Here is a 19,119-nt window from a genome sequence, read left to right as displayed (position 1 = left end):
ATAGAGCCCTGAGAGGAGACCAAATGGTGAAACAGATGATCAACATTTTAGTAGTAGAAGATGATAATGAAATTAATCAATTATTATGTAAGATTATCAAAAATAGTCAATACGAACCACAACCGGCCTATTCCGGTACAGAGGCACTTATGTATTTGAAGAAACAGCATTGGGATTTGGTTTTGCTCGATTTAATGCTCCCAGGTATGACCGGTGAGGAAATACTTGAAAATATAACGAATAGAGGGTCTACTCCGGTTATTATTATTTCAGCTAAAGGTGAAAAACAAACAAAAATTAATAGTTTGCGATCTGGTGCAGATGACTTTATATCAAAGCCCTTTGACATAGAAGAGGTTTCAGCACGTATTGATTCAGTTTTACGAAGATACAAGCGATCAATTGAGCCGTCTAATAAAGTATTAAGCCATAAAGATATTCACATTGATTTGGACCAAAAGATGGTTTATGTAAATAATGAAGAAATTACTTTGACGATAAGAGAATATAAAATTCTTGTTCTTCTTATGACCTCACCGAATAAAGTCTTCTCTAAATCAAATCTATTTGAAAGTGTTTGGAAGGAACCTTATCATGGGGATGATAATACAGTGAATGTTCATATGAGTAATTTACGAAATAAGCTCTCTAAATCAAACCCTAACGAAGAATATATTGAAACTATTTGGGGATTGGGGTACCGCATGAAAACTTAATATTTGCTTAAGGTTTATCTTAAGCAAATATTAAGTTTTTAGGTATATTCGATGTTGAAAAGAAATAGGGGGTTACTAAATGAGTAACTATATCTTAAGAACGAAACAGCTTTCAAAACAATATAGAAACAATTTAGCTCTTGATGAGGTTAATATATCCATCAAAAAGGGAGAAATCTATGGATTCATTGGTCAAAATGGAGCAGGTAAATCCACCATGCTACGTATGGTTACCGGACTATCTTTGCCATCTGAAGGGTCTGTTGAGTTATTCGGAAATGACAATCCAAGGGAGTTAACCATCGCACAAAAAAGAATAGGTGCGATAATTGAAAGTCCTGCTTTTTTTCCAAATATGACTGCATTAGAGAATTTAGAAGTTCATCGTTTGCAAAAAGGGGTACCAGGTAAAGACTGTATTACGAAATCATTAGAGCTAGTTGGGCTTAACGACACAGGAAAGAAAAAAATAAAAAACTTTTCACTTGGAATGCAGCAAAGGCTAGGTCTTGCGATAGCGCTATTGAGTGATCCGGAATTCTTAATTCTTGATGAGCCGACAAATGGGTTAGACCCAATGGGTATAGTTGAGCTTAGGGAACTATTAAAAAAATTAAATCGCGAGAAAGGATTAACGATATTAATATCCAGTCATATCTTAAGTGAATTACATCAATTGGCAACTTGTTATGGAATTATTCATAAAGGAAGACTGTTAGAAGAACTATCAGCAATAGAGTTAGATGAGAAATGCAAACAACATCTGAGAATTAAAGTAGATCAGCCCACCAAAGGAGCAACTATTCTGGAATCCGCATTAGGTACAACTGATTTTGAGGTTATGCCAGACGGTACGTTGAAACTTTATAGCTATCTTGATGATGTTCGGAAGGTGTCTAAAACATTAACGGATCACCAGCTTGTGATTGAACATCTATCACAAGCTGGTGATAGCCTTGAGAATTACTTTTCGAAGCTTGTTGGAGGTGAGAGGGCATGAGTAACCAGATTAGGGTAGAATGGTTTAAATTACAAAGAAACAGGACGTTTTGGATATTGCTATTAACTAGTACATGTATAAGTGCATTGCTACACTATCTAGTTATTATAGATTGGTGGCAAATGGGTAATACAGCTTTTGACAGTGTTGATTTAAGTGAAATGAATGCCTTATCCACATTTACAGTTCCGCTATTTTTTAACTTAATAGTAGGAACACTAGCAGCTTTTTTTATCTCGAATGAATTTTCACAAAGTAGTGTAATTAAAAATCAAATAATTAGTGGTAGTAAAAGAAGCCATATATTCTTAGCAAAATATCTTATATTTTCCCTTGCTTCAATTGTAGTTACGATACTGATTCCATTAATAGTAGGTATTATAGAGGTTATTTTATTAGGATACGGTGAGATATTTACACCATTGAATTTACTGTTTTTAGGTAGAGCTTTAGGATTATTTTCACTTCAATTCTTGGGTTATACTGCAATCCTGGTTTTATTAGCAGTTATCACAGAAGATAGTGGAAAAACAATTATTTTCTCCATAGTATTTACAATCATTATGTTTGCAGTTGAAAAACTCATGAGGTTACCAATAATAAATATGCTTTATGAGAACTCCATCTTTTATCAATTTAGTGAGGTTTTTAAATGTTCAATGACATATAGTGAGTTAATAGAGTCCATATTAATTGCTTTCGTCACAATCATTATTCTAATCTGGTGTGGGATTTATATGTTTAACAAAAAGGAAATTAAGTAAATGGAAGTGGATGAAAAAATGATCTTTTTATACTTATTTATAGTTGTAAGTCTTATAGGGGTCTATTTTTTCACCCGAATACTTTCTTTCAAAAAAGAAGTAAAGAGAATTGGCAAGCAACTTCAAGACTATAATAATCATAAGACGAATAAAAAAATTGATATGGCCCTTATAGAGAAAAACATTGAATATATAGGTGTTGAAATAAATAACCTGATTGATTTACATGTAAAAGAAAAAAGGGAAAAAATTCGATTGGAAAATGAACTGAAGCAAACGATTGCAAATATGTCCCATGATTTAAGAACACCATTAACCTCTATTATTGGGTATATCCAAATGGCTGAAGCAAATGAGGTTTCAATAGATGAGCGAATCGAATTTATATCTATTGCAAAAGAGCGGGCTAAAAGGCTTGAAATACTATTAAATGATTTCTTTGAGTTATCTGTTATTGAGTCTTCAGAGTATCAACTACAGCCAGAACGATTGGATATGAAGACTTTGACAATCGATGTATTGATGAGTTTTTATGACCGGTTTAATGATAAAAATATGGAGCCAAGTTTTGCTATGCCAGAGAGTGATGTATTTATTCTAGCTGATAGATCTGCAGTAACAAGAGTGATAGAAAATCTAATTTCAAATGCAATTAAGCATTCAAGTGGAATTGTGGTTGTTGGTCTTGAGGAGAAAGAATCAACTGTTAAATTAATTGTTCAAAATGAAGCACATCATTTAACTGAAAAGGATGTAGCGCTGTTATTTGACCGGTTTTATGTGGCTGATCAATCCCGAACAAGTAAGAGTACTGGTTTAGGATTATCCATTGTGAATAGTTTCATGTCCAAAATGAATGGGACAGCTAATGGAAGTTTAAAGGAAGGAAAACTGACGATAATGTGTGAATGGAAGTCAATGGAGAAATACAGAAAATAACGGCAATTTATACCCAAAATTTTAATTTAGCGTTATACTAGGAGAATAAAAGAAATTGGAGGTAAACATATGGCACAATTAGATGAAACATTATCGATGTTAAAGGATTTAACAGATGCTAAAGGAATCTCAGGTAATGAAAAAGAAGCAAGAGATGTGATGGAAAAGTACATAAGCCCATACGCAGATGAGGTGTTTACTGATAATATTGGTAGCCTAATTGCCAAAAAAGTTGGTGATGAAAATGGACCGAAAATTATGGTTGCTGGACACTTAGATGAAATCGGTTTCATGGTTACTAGAATCGATAAAAATGGTTTTGTTTACTTCCAAACCATTGGTGGTTGGTGGAGTCAAGTTATGTTGTCTCAACGTGTAACAATCATGACTTCAGAAGGTGACGTTACGGGAGTAATTGGTTCAAAACCGCCTCATATTTTATCAGCAGCAGAGCGGAAGAAACCTGTAGAGATTAAAGATATGTTTATTGATATTGGTGCTTCAAGTAAGGAAGAAGCTGCTGAGTTTGGCGTAAAACCTGGAGACTCTATTGTTCCTTATTTTGAATTTACACCAATGAAAAATGAAAAACTATTACTAGCCAAAGCTTGGGATAACCGAATTGGCTGTGCTATTGCAATTGAAGTATTGAAACAATTAAAAGGAGAAAACCATCCAAACGTTGTGTACGGAGTTGGAACCGTCCAGGAAGAGGTTGGACTTCGAGGTGCGAAAACCGCTGCCCATGCTGTTAAACCAGATATTGGATTTGGTGTGGATGTTGGTATTGCTGGTGATACACCTGGAGTTAAAGAACAAGATGCAGATAGTAAAATCGGAGAAGGTCCACAGCTAGTTCTTTATGATGCATCAATGATTTCCCATAAAGGTGTTCGTGATCTAGTAGTACAAACTGCTGAAGAAAATAGTATTCCTTTTCAGTATACTTCTATTGCTGGGGGAGGCACTGATTCTGGATCCATTCACTTAACAGCGAATGGCGTACCATCTCTATCCATAACAATTGCAACACGCTACATTCATTCGCATGCTGCAATTCTTCATCGCGATGACTTTGAGAATGCCGTGAAGCTAATTGTTGCAGTTATTAAAAAACTTGATCGTGAGACTGTCAATGAGATTTTTCTAGCTTAATAAAAATAGTAATCGCACAGTAAATTTGAAAATACTGTGCGATTTTTGTGATTTAATGAACAGCTAAAACCAGTTTTTTATTAATAATAATCTGAATTATGTGATAGAATATCAATATTCAAGAAAAATGGGTAAAATTTTAGTGAGGGATAAATATGAAATTACCTACACATGTAGAAATGGTTTTAGATGAATATATAAACTTATTAGAGGAGCATTTACCTAATACACTTCAGGAGATTTATCTTCATGGTTCCATAGCAATCGGAGCGTATGAAAATTACTCTAGTGATATTGATTTACTTGTTGTAATGAACCGTCGTTTGGTCGAGGAGGACTCTGAAGCATTAGCTTTAATTCATTCCATGCTAGCTCAGAGAAATAAGAAACCAGAACTGGATGGAGTTTATTTGTACTGGAAGGACTTAAGAAAAATTAATCTACAGACTAAAGAGGGCAATGGAAAATATTATTTTTATAACAATGGAGAGCTTCATTATGGAGAATACTTTAATTTTAATCCTGTAACCTGGTGGACCCTTAAACATAATGGGATTAAGGTAATCAACAGTAACACTGTGGATTTTCAGTTCGATGTGTCTGCACAAAGCTTGGTTACATATGTACATGAAAATATGAATTCATATTGGATAAATTATATAAAACAAGTAAAAATGAATAAAGAATCTATACTTAAATTACCATCCGAAAAAATTGATGAAGTGATTGAGTGGTCTGTTCTTGGATTATTACGACAGTTTTATTCCATAAAGGAGGAGAAGGTTATTTCGAAATTAAATGCTGGTAGCTATGGAATAAGTCACCTCCCAAGAAAATGGAACAATATTATTCAAGAAGCAATTAATATAAGAAGTGGTACAGGTGTAAGAATAACTAACTCTGAAAGGAAAAGATTAGAAAATGCTGTACAATTTTCTCATTACTTGATTGACCATTGTAATAGTTTAATAGATTGAATCATAAAAACAGGGAAAGAAATCTAGTATTTTGATGAGGCTTATACGGTCAATAGGCTAAAGGTATATTACGAATTCAAGAGGAAGATATAATTGGAGGAAGAGAGAATGGAAATATCTGAAGTAGTAGAGCTTTCTAAAGAAAATTTAGATGAAAAAGGTTGTTACTGTCTTCGTAGTCAACCTAGATCAACTGGATATAGACATAAGAATGAATGGCTTAAAGACAGGTTTGGAGAAGGTTTAAAGTATATTAAAATAATGGAAAATAATAAGCCAGCAGGATTTATAGAGTATACGCCAATAGAATATTCTTCTAGAGTTGTCTACGGAAAGAATTATATAGTTATTCACTGTTTATGGGTAGGTATAACAGGGAAAGGCTATGCATCAACATTGATTCAGCATTGTATTGAGGAAGCAAAGGTTCAAAACAAGGCTGGTATTATCGTAGTTACAAATCCTAATACTTCGTGGACCCCAAGTAAAGAAGTTTTTATTAATAACAAATTTGTTGAAGTGGATCATGCACCTTATGGATTTGAATTGCTAGTTTATAAATTAAAAGAATCACCTAATCCATATTTCCCCAACGACTGGGAAGAAAGATTAAAGCCACATGAGGAGTTAACAATTCTTCGCACACAGCAATGCCCATTTATTACTATAGCAACAGATAATGTTCTTGTTGCAGCAAACAAGTTAAATTTAGAGCTAGAAATCATTGATTTGAAAACACGAGAAGAGTTGATGAGGCTTTCGCCGACTCCATATGGGGTATACGGAGTGATTTATAAGAAGAAATTAATAGCTTTTCATAGACTTACTGCATATTCCGCCTTGAAAAAACTGAGGAGTTTGTCAGAGGAAGTTAATTTAGTGTGATTATCTTGGTATAATAAAGAGGAAGCCCAATTAGTATGGACTACCTTTTTATTATATTGGTATCTTTCAGCTTGTTAATTCATGGGTATACTGATTGTTACTTTTGTACCTTGCCCAAATGTACTTTCAATCGTCAATCGCCCATGATGAAGCTCAACAATATGCTTGCTTATGGCCAGCCCAAGACCTACACCAGTAGTCTTCGGATTTAGTTTATAAAAGGGATTGGAGATATTGGGCATATCGGTATTTTTAATACCCACTCCATTATCTTCTACTTCAATCATACAATGGTTTCCATGTTGATAGCTGGAGACAAATATTTTTCCTCCAGGATTACTGAATTTAATCGCATTATCGAGCAGGTTTATAAGGACCTGCTTGATACGATTACGATCTGCAATAATATCTATACTATTAGCGATGTAAATCTCTACTTCGATTTGTTTTTTTCTAAATTGCTTTTCTAATTGTTGTGTGACTTCCTGGATTATCTTTTCAATATTGAAGCTATTTGGTTCAATATGAAATGCCTCGTTATTCATTCTGGAAAAGTCCAATAATTCTTCTACTAGAATAATAAGTCGTTCAGTTTCTTTGGTAATGATCTTCATTCCGGTATTCATTTCATCAGGATTATTTAAACTTCCTACCATTAATGTTTCGCTCCATCCTTTAATACTTGTTAATGGTGTTCGCAATTCATGGGAGACTGAAGAAACGAATTGGTCTTTTAGCTTCTCATGCTGTAATAATGCATTGCACATTTCATTAAAGGATTTTGCAAGTGTCCCTAGTTCTCCAATATAATTCTCATTGATACTAGCGTCAAAATCACCTTTCGCAAAACGTTTAGAGGCTTCTGTTATTTGTGTCAATGGTGTGGTGATTTTTTTAGCTAGTGCTTTACTTAATAATAAAACTAGTAAGACAATGCCTAATCCAATTACTAAAGCAATGGTAATTATATTCTGTACAAGGTGATCGATGTTGGATAGTGAAATAATATATCGAAAATAGATGACTGTTTGACCTTCGTATTTTAATGGTACAATTGCAGCCATGATCCGTTCATCGGTTCCTGGGTTTTTCCCTTTCCAAATGCTAGGCCGGTCAATAGACGCTTGATTTAATGTATTTTCTTTAATAGAATACTCCGGAAGAAATCCGGTCGAAGAAGCTACTATCTTCCCAGATGGTAAAACAATTTGCATTTCAGCCCCTTCCATTCTAAATTCGTGAATCATGTCTGGGAGGCTATTTTTTACATTGTAAGGTGATAGGTCTGAGAATTTCATGGCAAAGTTTGCTGAACTCTCGGCATGGGAGGAAATAACCTGCTCTGTATTTCTATAATAGTATTGATAAATACCAATAAAGAAAATACTTTCGAATAAGATCACGGTTAGTGTAATAATGAATAGGTGTAATTGTAAGAGTTGTTTTCGTATCCCTTTTGATTTCTTTAACTTTCCCATTTATATCCATAACCCCAAACAGTTTGAACGTATTTTGGATTTGACGGTGTATCTTCTATCTTTTGTCTAATACGACGGATATTTACGTCAACAATTTTAGGATCTCCAGGAAAGTCAAGCCCCCAGACCTCATCCAGAATATCATTCCTACTAACTGCCTTTCCTTTTGCAAGAACAAGTATGGAAATAATTCCATATTCTGTAGGGGAGAGCTCGATTTTAACCCCGTTCTTTTGTATACAACGCTGTTCTCTATCCAATCTTACTCCAGCCATTAAATTTGTGTTTTTTAGATTCATTCGACGCAGCAATGAATTAATTCTAGCAATTAATTCATTTGGACTAAAGGGTTTTGGAATATAGTCATCAGCACCTGTCATAAGTCCAAATACTTTGTCAGACTCTGTTGTTTTTGCTGTTAACATGATAATCCCCATTTGTTGATTAGTTTCACGAATTTTCTTTGCAACCTCGAAGCCATCAATACCCGGAAGCATAATATCCAATAAAATAATGGATGTGTCAGGGTTTTTTTCTAATAGTTGTAGTCCGTCTTCACCAGTCTCCGCCTCCATTACGGAAAACCCGAATCTTTTTAGGTTTATTGTTATAAAACCTCTTATACTTTCTTCATCTTCAATAATTAATATTTTATCCATTTTTTCATCCCTCAGTTAATGAAATCAAGTGGTTCTATTAAGTGAAATAATTGTCTATTGTTGTTTTTAGTTGTTTTGGTCAGATAAACAAAATCATCAGTTTCAGCTAATGTATACCAATCATTCCCAGATGGTTTCTTGTTTCTTGTAATATAAACATCAAAAAACACAGTATCTGTTCCGGCTGGTTTTATTTCAAGATATCTTCGGTCATCAGAACGATCGATTTGAATCCTAGGCCATTCTAACGGAATATCCACTCGAAAAAGGTGCTCATAGTCATAGTACGCTTTAGAAACGACTTCAGACTTCCAACTATCATTTAACTGATAGTGAACGGTAATATATGGTGTGGTAGCATATGGGAGGGGTTCTTCCATATACGGTTCTTCCAGCACACCGTATTCTAAGATGCCATCATTATTTGTATCGTTGCTAATAACAGCAGATGCTTTAAAGGTTGGGTCGTCTGTTCCAGTAAATATATTGGTTAATTTCCCATTCTTAATCGAAATGATAAATGTCTGTGCTGAATGTGCACCGATACCAGCGTCCAACATTAAACCGTATTCAGTATTTGTTAATTGGCCACTTTGATAGCTGTAGTAACCATTAATATAAGAATCTAATTCTAGTTGGTCTTGTACTATCATGTCAGTTTTATGATTTTCGTATAAATATACTGTATTTTGTTTTCCTTTTGTAAATTTGATTAATACTAGACTGTTTTTATCATCAAAAAATTGATCTACAAGAAAGTGTGAATACGGTTTATCAAGTAGAACTTTCGGCTCGGAACCAGAAGAAATATCATAGACTAGTAAACCATAATCCTCTGAATCCTCAGAATAGGCAAATCCCGCCAGTATCTCTAATGTTCCATCTTGGTTTAAATCATAAAATACCAAATCAACCAAAATTTTTCCCTCTCCGTCAATATCCATTACCTTCGTCCAACCGTTATTGTCTTTTAATACGACTCCTTTTATTATATCAGATTGCTGCTGTGGTCTATAAAAGACGACTGCTTCGTCCACTTGGTCTCCGTCTAAGTCAATAAGTTCAATTTGGCTTCCAGCTTGGTTATTTAATGGGGTAAGTATTTCAACATTTTCTGGCAGATATTTTTCTATTGCCATTCTTATTTCTTCCTTAGCTAAAGGTAGTTGTGGAGGCGTAATTAAATCTGCACTGGAATGAAAAAGAGAACAACCTCCAACTACAAACAAGGCCCCGGTTAAAAACAATAATTTAAGAAATAACTTCATTTTTTTTCATCCTTTAATCGTAAGTTCCTAAAATAATAGTATACCGAAATTAATAAATAAAAAAACATCAAATTAGTTACAGCTGGATTGTCATTTTAATGTAACTAATGACATAGAAAGATAGCTTACTATAATGATAGAAGATATTGTCGAGGAGCTGGGAATTGTGTCAATGACAACACGTAGAAAATACAGATTAAATAAAAAGGGGAAAGTTGCACTAATATTCTTAGTCATTATGCTTATCATATTAACATATTTTACTTGGGCCCTAGTGTCTAATAAAAAAGTTGAGGCAGTAAATAGTAATCTCCTAAAAACAAATTCAACAAATTATGAGAAGCCATCAAAAGAATTGGTTGATAAATCCATTCCAGAAAAAAGTGATAAGACAAGTGAAATAGCTTTACCAAATGAGGAGAAAGTAACTTCTACTATTGAGGAATCTGAAAGCAAAGAAGCAGAAATGCCTATGGAAACGGGAAAAATTGTTTATCTAACATTTGATGATGGGCCACATCCAATTGCTTCTAAAGAAATATTAAATTTATTAGACCAGTACGAAGCCAAAGCAACATTCTTTATGCTAGAGCCGAATATGAAACGTAATAAGGAAGTAGTAAAGAACATGAAGGAAAAGGGGCATACCCTGGGAGTTCATGGAGTTACACATGATGTATCCAAAGTATATAAGTCACCTGAAAACTTTGTTAATGAAATGAATCATGCAATTGATTCAATTCATGAAATTAGCGGAATCGATACACATTTAGTAAGGGCCCCATATGGATCTAAACCGTACATTACTTCCAAGTTTAAAGAAGCTTCGGATAACGATAACTTTATTCTTTGGGATTGGAATGTGGATTCGAGGGATTGGCAATTAACAAATGGTGATTTTGTTGAAAATACAATAACACAAGTAAATCAACTAGTCGGTAAAGAGCCAATAGTGATTCTGTTGCACGAGAAGGAAACAACTTCAGCACATTTGGAGGAATTACTACAATATTTGACTAGTAATGGATTTAAAATGCGAGAAATACATGAATCAATGATACCTGTTCAATTTAAATAAGATAAAATTACCCGAAAAAAGGTTTCTTTATATAACAAGATAATTAAAGGCACTGCATTAAATTGCAAGTGCCTTTAGTATTTGTTCTTATGCTAAATAATTACCCATAACTTTCTTCACATAATTTTGTGTTTCTTCAAATGGTGGTACGCCTTGGTATTTATCTACATTACCAGGTCCTGCATTATATGCTGCTAATGCAAGCTCCATATTCCCGTTATAACGGTCTAACATTGCACGTAAATACTTCGTTCCACCATTAATATTCTGTTGTGCGTCATAGGAATTAAAAACACCTAATCCACGAGCTGTTGTTGGCATCAATTGCATTAAACCTTGTGCCCCGGCACTACTCTTAGCAAATTGATTATAATTTGATTCTGTTTTAATGACAGAATGTATTAGTTTTTCATCAATTTGATATTTGCTTGAAGCTTCTGCAATAATAGAATCATAGTCACTTGGTATAGCTTGTGAATCACCAGGTTGTATAGTATTTAGATTGTATAAAAGTGGAGATGACAATACTGAGTTACTATTCTGTCTGCCATCTGCACTATTTTGTTCATCTAATTTACTGTCTAGTATTTGCTTAAATGCAAGGTCAACAATAGGGGAATAACTTGATAATCCACTGTTGTTTGAACTCATAATTGACATAGCTTGATACTGCATCATCAGTTGTAATTGTCTAATATCCATAATAAAATCTCTCCTAATCTCTACTACTATTCTACTATATTTTGTCTAAAATACTAGATAGAAATAATTTCCTTCCCTGATGTTGAGAGAATTTCTTCATAGAATGAATCCTTACCAATGCAGATTACCTTATCACAGAGTTCGTTTATTTCATCCATATCATGTGAAGTATACATGATTATTCTTTTTTGTTCCTTCGCCTGTTTCCATAAATAGCTACCAATTTCTTTTTTTGATTTTAAATCAATACCTACAGTTGGCTCGTCCAATAACAACAATTTAGGATTATGGATGAGGGTTATGGCAATATTTAATTTTCTTTTCATTCCACCTGATAGGTTCTTGACACTTTCATTCCATTTTTCTAGATTCATTTCTAAACATAACTCTTTAAGTTGATCATCATTCTTTGCTTCTGAAGATAACCTTTCAAAAAAGTGCATATTTTCCTTTACAGTTAATTCTTCCCAAACAGCGATATCCTGAGGGACATAGCCAATTGTTTTTCGAACTTTCTTTCGATTCGATTCATATGACAAGTTATTCAAAGAGATACTCCCATTATCTGGTTTGTCAATGGTGGCTAGTATTCTTAACAGAGTAGATTTACCAGCACCGTTTTCACCGACAAGTCCAATGATTTCACCAGGCATAACCGAAAAAGAGAGGTTATGTAAAATAGGATTTTTAGTATAACTTTTTGTTATTGATTGTACATCAAGCATTGGACTTCTCCTTTCGTAAGAGAATCAGAGCAACGGTTATAAGACCAATGATGCTCCATAGAACCGTTAGTTTTCCATTTAGAAAAGCTTGAAGTGGGTTTATTAGTTCCATTAAATTATTTAGTGGTGGAAATATTGGAATAATAGCACCACTGATAACGGCTAGAATTAAAGTAAGCATTATAGAAAACCCATAGAATGAACTAATTTTTTTGAAACATTGTACAAGACAAAACATAAGAAGACAGAGCATAATTCTAAAAGTTAGTATAACGAATAGAAAGCCAGTGGAAAAATCTTCGTTTAAATAGATAGCAAAGACTACGAAGCTTATCAGGTCAAATAGGAAAAACAGCATGAAATATAATAAAATAATTTTAAGATAGTAGTTAAATCTAGTCATCTTTATAAAGGTAAATCGTGTAGTAACAGCCATTGACTTTTCACGTATCACCCAGTCCATCAAGAAAAGGGTACTCAACAAAGTAAAGATTGCCCATATACCCCAAGTGTTCCATGAGAGAAGGGATGGGTTTTCAACAATATCATTTGTATTTGAATAGGAAAAACTAGTATTTAATAAATTTTCATCAAGTTGAACTTGTTTACTTTTCTCATTAATTTCATTCCATGTGAAGCTTTCACTATTACCATACTCCTCATTCATTTGAAGAATAAAATGTGCAGCCTTTGCCCGGCCACTTTCTTCTTGAACAAGGGAAACAATCATTTCTTTTACTGGTGAATAGGCAAATGATAGTTCTGTTTGATAACTAGAAATAAGTTTATTTCTTTTATTACTTAATATAGCATTCTCAAATCCTTCATGAATGACAAAGACACTATCAAGTTCATACTTTTCTAATTCGTAAAGGGCTTGCTGCTCCGAATAAAGATATACCTCGACTAACCGTGATGCCTCCATTGAATTTATTAATTCTGTTGCTAACTCTGATTTATCTTCTAATACAATCCCTATCGGTACTCTGGAGTCCTCTTCAATAGTACTAGCGGTCGTAATAAATAAACATGTACCAACTATTGGAAAGACTAGCCAGAATAGCATTGTAGGAACTTTCTTCTTCCATAGAAGAAGGCGTGTGTATAGAATGTCATTCATGATTTAACATGCTCCTTCAAAATCGAAATCCCAGTAGCTACAAATGCCGCAATAATAACAGTTTGTAATAGGGAAGCATAGTCCACATACACTCTTCCATTTATTAAAATTTCTTCTAACCAAAAGAATATTTGATTAGAAAAAATGAAAGGTAAATAATCCTGAATATATAGCGGTAAATAGATATCTGGAATAAGAGAACCACTGGCAAGTAATAGAACAGCTGTTAAGATAAATTGCACTAATAACCGTAGTTTCTTCGAACGAATAATGGTTTCTATAATTGCTAATATAAATAAGAAACTCAGGGTAAATATACTAATTAACAAGAACATTCTTAGGTGATTACCTTGAGAAATATCAAATTCAAAACTATGAATTATTCCAATAAACAAAAGTGTTCCCAATAAGGAGGTAAAAATAAATGTAATAATTATTCTAGCAATAAGCTGTTGAAACGCTGTAACACCGTAAAGTTTCATTCTTGTTTGAATCTCACTTGATTGTTCTCGTAATAAAATCTGATAGATAATAAAAATCCAAATAGTAAGAACAAAATAACCAGTTGCCAAACTAAAATATTCTTTCGGTGATGTGGTTACGTTATTGGATAATATATTTTGCTCCAACATATTATCTTTTCCAATTGCATACAGTAAGAATTCATTAAATTGTTCTAAGACAATCTGATTTCTTGTTTCGGTATTCATGTCCAATTGCTTTGCAAAGTAATTAATAGTTAGGATATTCGCCTGTGATGAGCTTATATGTCTTGCTGCACTATCAACTAACTCTTTAATAAAATAACTCTCCATTTGCCTATTTGGATGGCCAACTACCGAAACATCAACGGATTCACCATTATACAATTTCTTTGTAAAGCTTTCTGGGAATAGTATATAAGCAACCAATTCATCTTGGTCCATCATTCTCTCAGCTTCACTCATTGTAACTTGTCTCATATGTATAAAATCACCAAGTTGAGATGAATCCGCTAGTAGTTTCATCACCATTTCTGTTTCTGATGACTGGTCTAAGTCTACTAAACCAATTTGTAAAGGTTCTTCTTCTAAGCTAGTAAAATAAGTCACAAAAATAAAGGCAACCAGTCCGATCAAAAGAAACGGAAAAAGCAAAAGAAGAGGAAGTGTTTTCCACTTCCTCCAAAGTTGCATTACATTATTTTTGGTGAATAACGATACAAGCTTTAAAAATTGCATTATGTTCACCTACTTTAATGCTTAAATAAATTAGAATCCAAATCCGACTATGCCCATTAACCATTCTTCAAATTGTGGTGCAACTTCTGTTTCAAAGTAAATCATAATTTCTTCTGATGACATACTTCCTAAATCTTTTAGTTCATCTTCATTTGGTAATTCAACACCATCGGATACTTTAGCTTCTCTATTTATCGATAACACACCAAGATCCTGTGCGATATCATCACTTGCAACAGTTAGTTCGTGAGAGGACTTCATCTGATCTCCATTGTATTCAGCATTTCCAGACCAAATAAGGTCAAATTGATAAGCTGATGCGTCTACAAAAGAAAATGTACGATTAAAATCTTTTTTACTATCTTTCATCGTTTCATTAGATTCATAGATTAGTTGACCATCAGCAAAAGATACCGTTATTTTATCATTAATATCACCTTTATCATTGGATAAATTTCCTTCCAGTGTAAGGGATTGGTCAATATCTTGATCAACAAAACCAAAATCATACTCAAATGATAAGTCGGCTTTATCTTGGCTAAGATTACCGTTTACGTAAAATGTCACTAACTGGTCTTCATCAGGACCCATTTCAAGAGAAAGGTCACGTTTTACAATAACATCATTTGCAACCCAAATTGTGGAAGTAATTCCGTCTGGAACCATAAAGTCATCTAGTCCGTTTATAATGTCTTGTAAAAGATTGTCATATTCTTCTTCAAAGTTAGGGATATCTAAGTTAGCATTTTCAGCTAGAACAAACGGTCCAGTACCTTGTGCTTGAACGTATTCTAGAATGATTTCTTTTAGTTTTTTATCCTTAGACATTTTTGTGAATGTATCTTTTAAAACTTCCTTCACTTGCTCTTCCGATAAATGGAAAGTAATTTTTTCTGATTTTACATTGTCACTTCCGATTTTAACAGTTTCATCTTTAGAGTCAAATGCATCATCAGGAAGAGAGTCATAGAGCGCTTTTGCATATTCATCCTGAAGATATTTAGCATCTTCTTCTGCCATTACATTACCTTCAAAAAGCATATTAAAATCTAACTCTTCTTCGCCAGTAAATGTCATTGGGTCGAATTGCTGAACTAGCTTTCCAAAATCAGCACCCTTTAATTGAAGGACTTCATTAATAAATGGTAAGCCCAGCATTAACTCTTCAGATGTAAGATAGAAGTTAATATCTTCAATTGTAAAATTGCCAAAGCCACCCTTAATTTCAGCGGAAGCACGTTTTTCTTTTCGATCTAAGTTTGTAGTTAATGTTATGGATGAGTTGTTAATAATTTGATCAGGTGATATAGCACCTGAACCATCTGATAAATCCATGTTTAATTCTGCTGTAAGTTCATAGGTGTTTTCAATAGGCTTTTCAAGTGACTTTTCAGACCACTCTATCTCAGAGCCATAGCGATCCTCCATTTGATCCACAAACAACTCATAGGTATTCTTTTCTGCAAGTAAGTAATTAACTTTAGGATTATTTTCTAAAAGGACAAATGCAGCTACACTTCCTCCAAGAAGTAATACTGCTGCCGCAATTATAATTGGAACTACTTTGTTAATTCCTTTCTTTTTTACCCTTACATCATGATTGTTTTCTACCATTGGTATTCCCCTTTCAAAGCTATAAAAATAATTATTAAAAAAACAATATATCCATTGTATAACACCAAGCACAAAAAAAGAGCCATTAAATTTTCAAAAACCTCAAAAAAAACCAAAATGATTAAAAGTACCTATTTCTGGAAATTGGTAAATAAATCAAAATAGGTCTTTTGGCCTGATGTTATTAGCCTAAGTTGTAGCTCGGGCTTGTCATATTAAACTATATTAGACAAGCTTGGGTAAAATGACATATTTATCGTAGAAATAAAAAGAAGGTGTCTCCATGTTAGTGACACCTTCTAAAAGTTTAGTTTGTTGCGTTCTTAACACCTTGTTCTAATGCTTCTACCATTTCCTGCTTTTCCTGAGCATCCGATTGATTCCAAATTAACTCAAATAAAACCCCGAGCCCTGGCAACATTTTTTCTTCACCTGATTGGATGGCATCCACAATGGTTGCTTCTAGCTGACTTTGGTCATTTGATGCAATATTGTGTAAAATGGCATTTCGCAAATTTAAATTCAAACAAATCACCCCTTATTTGGATTAAACTATGGATAGTTTGACCAGATTAGTCTTAAATATGTATGATGGAATAAGATAAATGATAAGGAATGAATGAAATGTTAACATCAATTAAAAATGAAAAAGTTAAAAATTGGCGAAAACTCCATAATCGTAAAGATAGAGAGAAGTCTGGAACCTTTTTAATAGAAGGGTTTCATTTAATCGAGGAAGCAATTAATAGTAATTGGCAAATACATGAAATAATTCTTCAAGCAGGGGTAGAACGACCTAACTGGGCTTTAGAAAATAATGTCGTGGACGTTGGCGAGAAGGTGTTTCAGCATATTACGCAAACAAAAACACCTCAGGGAATAGCTGCTGTAGTTGGTTTTAATGAATTCAAAAAGTTCGGTGGAAAATATGTATTATTACTAGATCGAATTCAAGATCCGGGCAATTTAGGTACCATTATCCGAACTGCAGATGCTGCAGGTTTTGATGCTGTTATTCTCGGAGAAGGTACAGTAGATCTTTATAATGACAAAGCAATTCGTGCTACACAAGGGTCGATATTTCACATACCTGTTCTACAGAAAAAACTTTCTGTAGAAATACAACAACTAAAAAGAGACGGTTTCCGTGTTTGGGCAAGTGCATTAACTAATTCAAAAGATTTTCATACAGTAAGAACTAATAGTAAGGTTGCCTTAATTTTAGGTAATGAAGGTTCTGGAATAGGAACTGATATATTAGGCCTAGCAGATGAAATTGTAAAAATCCCTATATACGGGAAAGCAGAGTCTCTTAATGTTAGTATAGCGGCAGGAATTCTTATGTATCATTTAAAAGGATAATTCCTTGCAAATAAAAGGTGAAATGATTATAATTTTATCTAAATGTAAATAGTTAAAAGCTATGAAAGAGCGATTAACGGTACTAATATGGTTATAGGGAGGAAATGTCTAGACTGTAAGCATTTCTACCATATACTGTCTAATCTTTCACTCTGGAGCTGACACTTGGACCTAATAAATTTTAGTAAAGGTGTTCCGGATAAAAATCCGTTATATAAACTCAGAGTTGGACATGAAACATGTCAACAAGGGTGGTACCGCGACCAAAGCCTCGTCCCTTTTTTAGGGATAGAAGGCTTTTTTTGTTGGTAAGCTTTTTAAAATGTGACTTTATCCGTGAAGAGATGATTATGCACGAAACATAGCGTATTCGTGGAGTGGACTAGGGCTGATTATAAACTTTATAGGAGGTAAAAACCATGCAAGAAGAATTAAAAGCAATACAACAAGAGGCACTTGCAAAAATACAAGAAGTAGGAAATTTAAAAGAGCTTCAAGCTATAAAAGTATCTTACTTAGGAAAAAAAGGATCTCTTACACAAGTATTACGAGGGATGGGCAAACTGTCACCCGAAGAGAGACCAATTGTAGGTGAAATTGCCAATCAAGTACGGGAAGCAATAACAAATGCAATTGATGAAAAAAATACAACACTTGAAAATGCTGCATTAGAAGAAAAACTTCAAGCAGAAGCAATTGACGTAACTTTACCGGGAAGGCCAGCGAAGGTTGGTGGACCACATTTATTAACGAAGGTTATTGAAGAAATTGAAGACTTATTCATAGGTATGGGCTTTGAAGTAAGAGAAGGACCTGAAGTAGAAACAGACTATTTCAATTTTGAAGCATTAAATTTACCTAAAAACCACCCGGCAAGGGATATGCAGGATTCATTTTATATTACAAATGAACTATTACTCAGAACCCATACGTCACCTGTTCAGGCTCGTACAATGAAAGAGTACAAGGGTGAAAAAGGATTCAAGATGATTTGTCCGGGTAGAGTATATCGTCGTGATACAGACGATGCAACTCATTCTCATCAGTTTACACAAATTGAAGGACTTTATGTAGATAAAGATGTGAAAATGAGTGATTTAAAAGGTGTTCTAAACCTGTTTGCTAAAAAGATGTTTGGTGAAGAACGTAATATTCGTTTACGCCCAAGTTTCTTTCCTTTCACAGAGCCTTCTGTTGAAATGGATATTTCTTGTAAAGTGTGTAATGGTGAAGGATGTTCAGTATGTAAAGGTACTGGTTGGATAGAAATATTAGGAGCTGGAATGGTACATCCAAATGTATTAGAAATGGGTGGTTATGATCCAAAAGTATATTCTGGATTTGCTTTTGGAATGGGACCAGAGCGAATTGCAATGCTGAAATATGGTGTAAATGATATTCGTCAGTTCTATCTTAATGATAGTCGATTCTTAAAACAATTCCATCAAGCATAAGGA

The 19,119-nt window shown here is 33.8% G+C and carries 19 protein-coding genes and 1 other annotated feature; of the genes, 10 read left to right on the top strand and 9 right to left on the bottom strand.

What is annotated here, in order from left to right:
* Positions 1-26 precede the first annotated feature (26 nt).
* The 7 genes from K332_RS0104685 to K332_RS0104655 all read left to right on the top strand — a co-directional run bounded on the left by K332_RS0104685 (position 27) and on the right by K332_RS0104655 (position 6,436).
* The gene (locus tag K332_RS0104685; protein ID WP_026906409.1) at positions 27-716 is read left to right on the top strand and encodes a response regulator transcription factor; all 690 of its coding nucleotides are present in this window, start codon (positions 27-29) and stop codon (positions 714-716) included.
* 79 nt (positions 717-795) lie between these two features.
* Positions 796-1,716 (top strand): ATP-binding cassette domain-containing protein, encoded by a 921-nt coding sequence (locus K332_RS0104680; RefSeq protein WP_026906408.1) that lies wholly within the window; start codon positions 796-798, stop codon positions 1,714-1,716.
* Entirely contained in the window at positions 1,713-2,480 is a 768-nt protein-coding gene (locus K332_RS0104675) for an ABC transporter permease (RefSeq protein WP_026906407.1), read from the top strand. Before K332_RS0104680 ends, K332_RS0104675 begins: the two co-directional genes overlap by 4 nt.
* The gene (locus K332_RS0104670) at positions 2,481-3,419 is read left to right on the top strand and encodes a sensor histidine kinase (RefSeq protein WP_245604629.1); all 939 of its coding nucleotides are present in this window, start codon (positions 2,481-2,483) and stop codon (positions 3,417-3,419) included.
* Between the two features lie 69 nt (positions 3,420-3,488).
* Positions 3,489-4,574, top strand: coding sequence for a M42 family metallopeptidase (locus K332_RS0104665; protein ID WP_026906405.1), 1,086 nt, complete (start codon positions 3,489-3,491; stop codon positions 4,572-4,574).
* Positions 4,575-4,729: 155 nt separating this feature from the next.
* Positions 4,730-5,551: a nucleotidyltransferase domain-containing protein gene (locus K332_RS0104660; protein ID WP_036688087.1), complete on the top strand. Its 822-nt coding sequence runs from the start codon at positions 4,730-4,732 to the stop codon at positions 5,549-5,551.
* A gap of 108 nt (positions 5,552-5,659) precedes the next feature.
* A complete protein-coding gene (locus K332_RS0104655) occupies positions 5,660-6,436 on the top strand; it encodes a GNAT family N-acetyltransferase (protein ID WP_026906403.1) in 777 nt (258 codons plus the stop codon).
* 74 nt (positions 6,437-6,510) lie between these two features.
* Here the strand turns inward: K332_RS0104655 and K332_RS0104650 are convergent, their stop codons facing one another.
* From K332_RS0104650 to K332_RS0104640, 3 genes are read right to left on the bottom strand one after another with little or no spacing between them, the layout of a single operon-like run.
* Positions 6,511-7,914 (bottom strand): sensor histidine kinase, encoded by a 1,404-nt coding sequence (locus K332_RS0104650; RefSeq protein WP_026906402.1) that lies wholly within the window; start codon positions 7,912-7,914, stop codon positions 6,511-6,513.
* Positions 7,902-8,573 (bottom strand): response regulator transcription factor, encoded by a 672-nt coding sequence (locus tag K332_RS0104645; RefSeq protein WP_026906401.1) that lies wholly within the window; start codon positions 8,571-8,573, stop codon positions 7,902-7,904. The genes K332_RS0104650 and K332_RS0104645 overlap by 13 nt, the downstream gene beginning before the upstream one ends.
* An 11-nt stretch (positions 8,574-8,584) precedes the next feature.
* Complete coding sequence (locus K332_RS0104640; protein WP_026906400.1) at positions 8,585-9,841, bottom strand: hypothetical protein; 1,257 nt, start codon at positions 9,839-9,841, stop codon at positions 8,585-8,587.
* A gap of 172 nt (positions 9,842-10,013) precedes the next feature.
* Between K332_RS0104640 and K332_RS0104635 the strand changes: the two genes are divergently transcribed.
* Positions 10,014-10,919: a polysaccharide deacetylase family protein gene (locus tag K332_RS0104635; protein WP_245604632.1), complete on the top strand. Its 906-nt coding sequence runs from the start codon at positions 10,014-10,016 to the stop codon at positions 10,917-10,919.
* An 87-nt stretch (positions 10,920-11,006) separates the two neighbouring features.
* On the opposite strand, the gene K332_RS0104630 is transcribed toward K332_RS0104635, so the two are convergent.
* The 6 genes from K332_RS0104630 to sspI form a co-directional block, all read right to left on the bottom strand.
* A complete protein-coding gene (locus K332_RS0104630) occupies positions 11,007-11,621 on the bottom strand; it encodes a lytic transglycosylase domain-containing protein (RefSeq protein WP_026906398.1) in 615 nt (204 codons plus the stop codon).
* 53 nt (positions 11,622-11,674) lie between these two features.
* Positions 11,675-12,346, bottom strand: a complete 672-nt coding sequence (locus K332_RS0104625; RefSeq protein ID WP_026906397.1) for an ABC transporter ATP-binding protein — start codon at positions 12,344-12,346, stop codon at positions 11,675-11,677.
* A complete protein-coding gene (locus K332_RS0104620; RefSeq protein WP_026906396.1) occupies positions 12,339-13,466 on the bottom strand; it encodes an ABC transporter permease in 1,128 nt (375 codons plus the stop codon). Before K332_RS0104620 ends, K332_RS0104625 begins: the two co-directional genes overlap by 8 nt.
* Positions 13,463-14,686 carry an ABC transporter permease gene (locus K332_RS0104615; RefSeq protein ID WP_026906395.1) on the bottom strand — a complete coding sequence of 408 codons (1,224 nt, stop codon included), beginning with the start codon at positions 14,684-14,686 and terminating at the stop codon, positions 13,463-13,465. Before K332_RS0104615 ends, K332_RS0104620 begins: the two co-directional genes overlap by 4 nt.
* Before the next feature lie 30 nt (positions 14,687-14,716).
* The gene (locus K332_RS0104610) at positions 14,717-16,300 is read right to left on the bottom strand and encodes a DUF6583 family protein (protein ID WP_026906394.1); all 1,584 of its coding nucleotides are present in this window, start codon (positions 16,298-16,300) and stop codon (positions 14,717-14,719) included.
* Between the two features lie 307 nt (positions 16,301-16,607).
* Positions 16,608-16,826 carry a small acid-soluble spore protein SspI gene (gene sspI / locus K332_RS0104605; RefSeq protein ID WP_026906393.1) on the bottom strand — a complete coding sequence of 73 codons (219 nt, stop codon included), beginning with the start codon at positions 16,824-16,826 and terminating at the stop codon, positions 16,608-16,610.
* Positions 16,827-16,924: 98 nt separating this feature from the next.
* Here sspI and K332_RS0104600 point away from each other — a divergent pair, with 98 nt between their 5' ends.
* Both K332_RS0104600 and pheS read left to right on the top strand, forming a co-directional pair.
* Entirely contained in the window at positions 16,925-17,662 is a 738-nt protein-coding gene (locus tag K332_RS0104600; RefSeq protein ID WP_026906392.1) for a TrmH family RNA methyltransferase, read from the top strand.
* Positions 17,663-17,714: 52 nt separating this feature from the next.
* Positions 17,715-17,944: a binding site (T-box leader), on the top strand.
* Between the two features lie 137 nt (positions 17,945-18,081).
* Positions 18,082-19,116 carry a phenylalanine--tRNA ligase subunit alpha gene (gene pheS, locus K332_RS0104595; protein WP_026906391.1) on the top strand — a complete coding sequence of 345 codons (1,035 nt, stop codon included), beginning with the start codon at positions 18,082-18,084 and terminating at the stop codon, positions 19,114-19,116.
* The last annotated feature ends 3 nt before the right edge of the window (positions 19,117-19,119 follow it).

The organism is Paucisalibacillus globulus DSM 18846, from assembly GCF_000482485.1.
Lineage (GTDB): Bacteria > Bacillota > Bacilli > Bacillales > Amphibacillaceae > Ornithinibacillus > Ornithinibacillus globulus.
The sequence above is the reverse complement of the archived record's forward strand: the minus strand, read 5'-3'. Positions and strand labels throughout refer to the sequence as shown.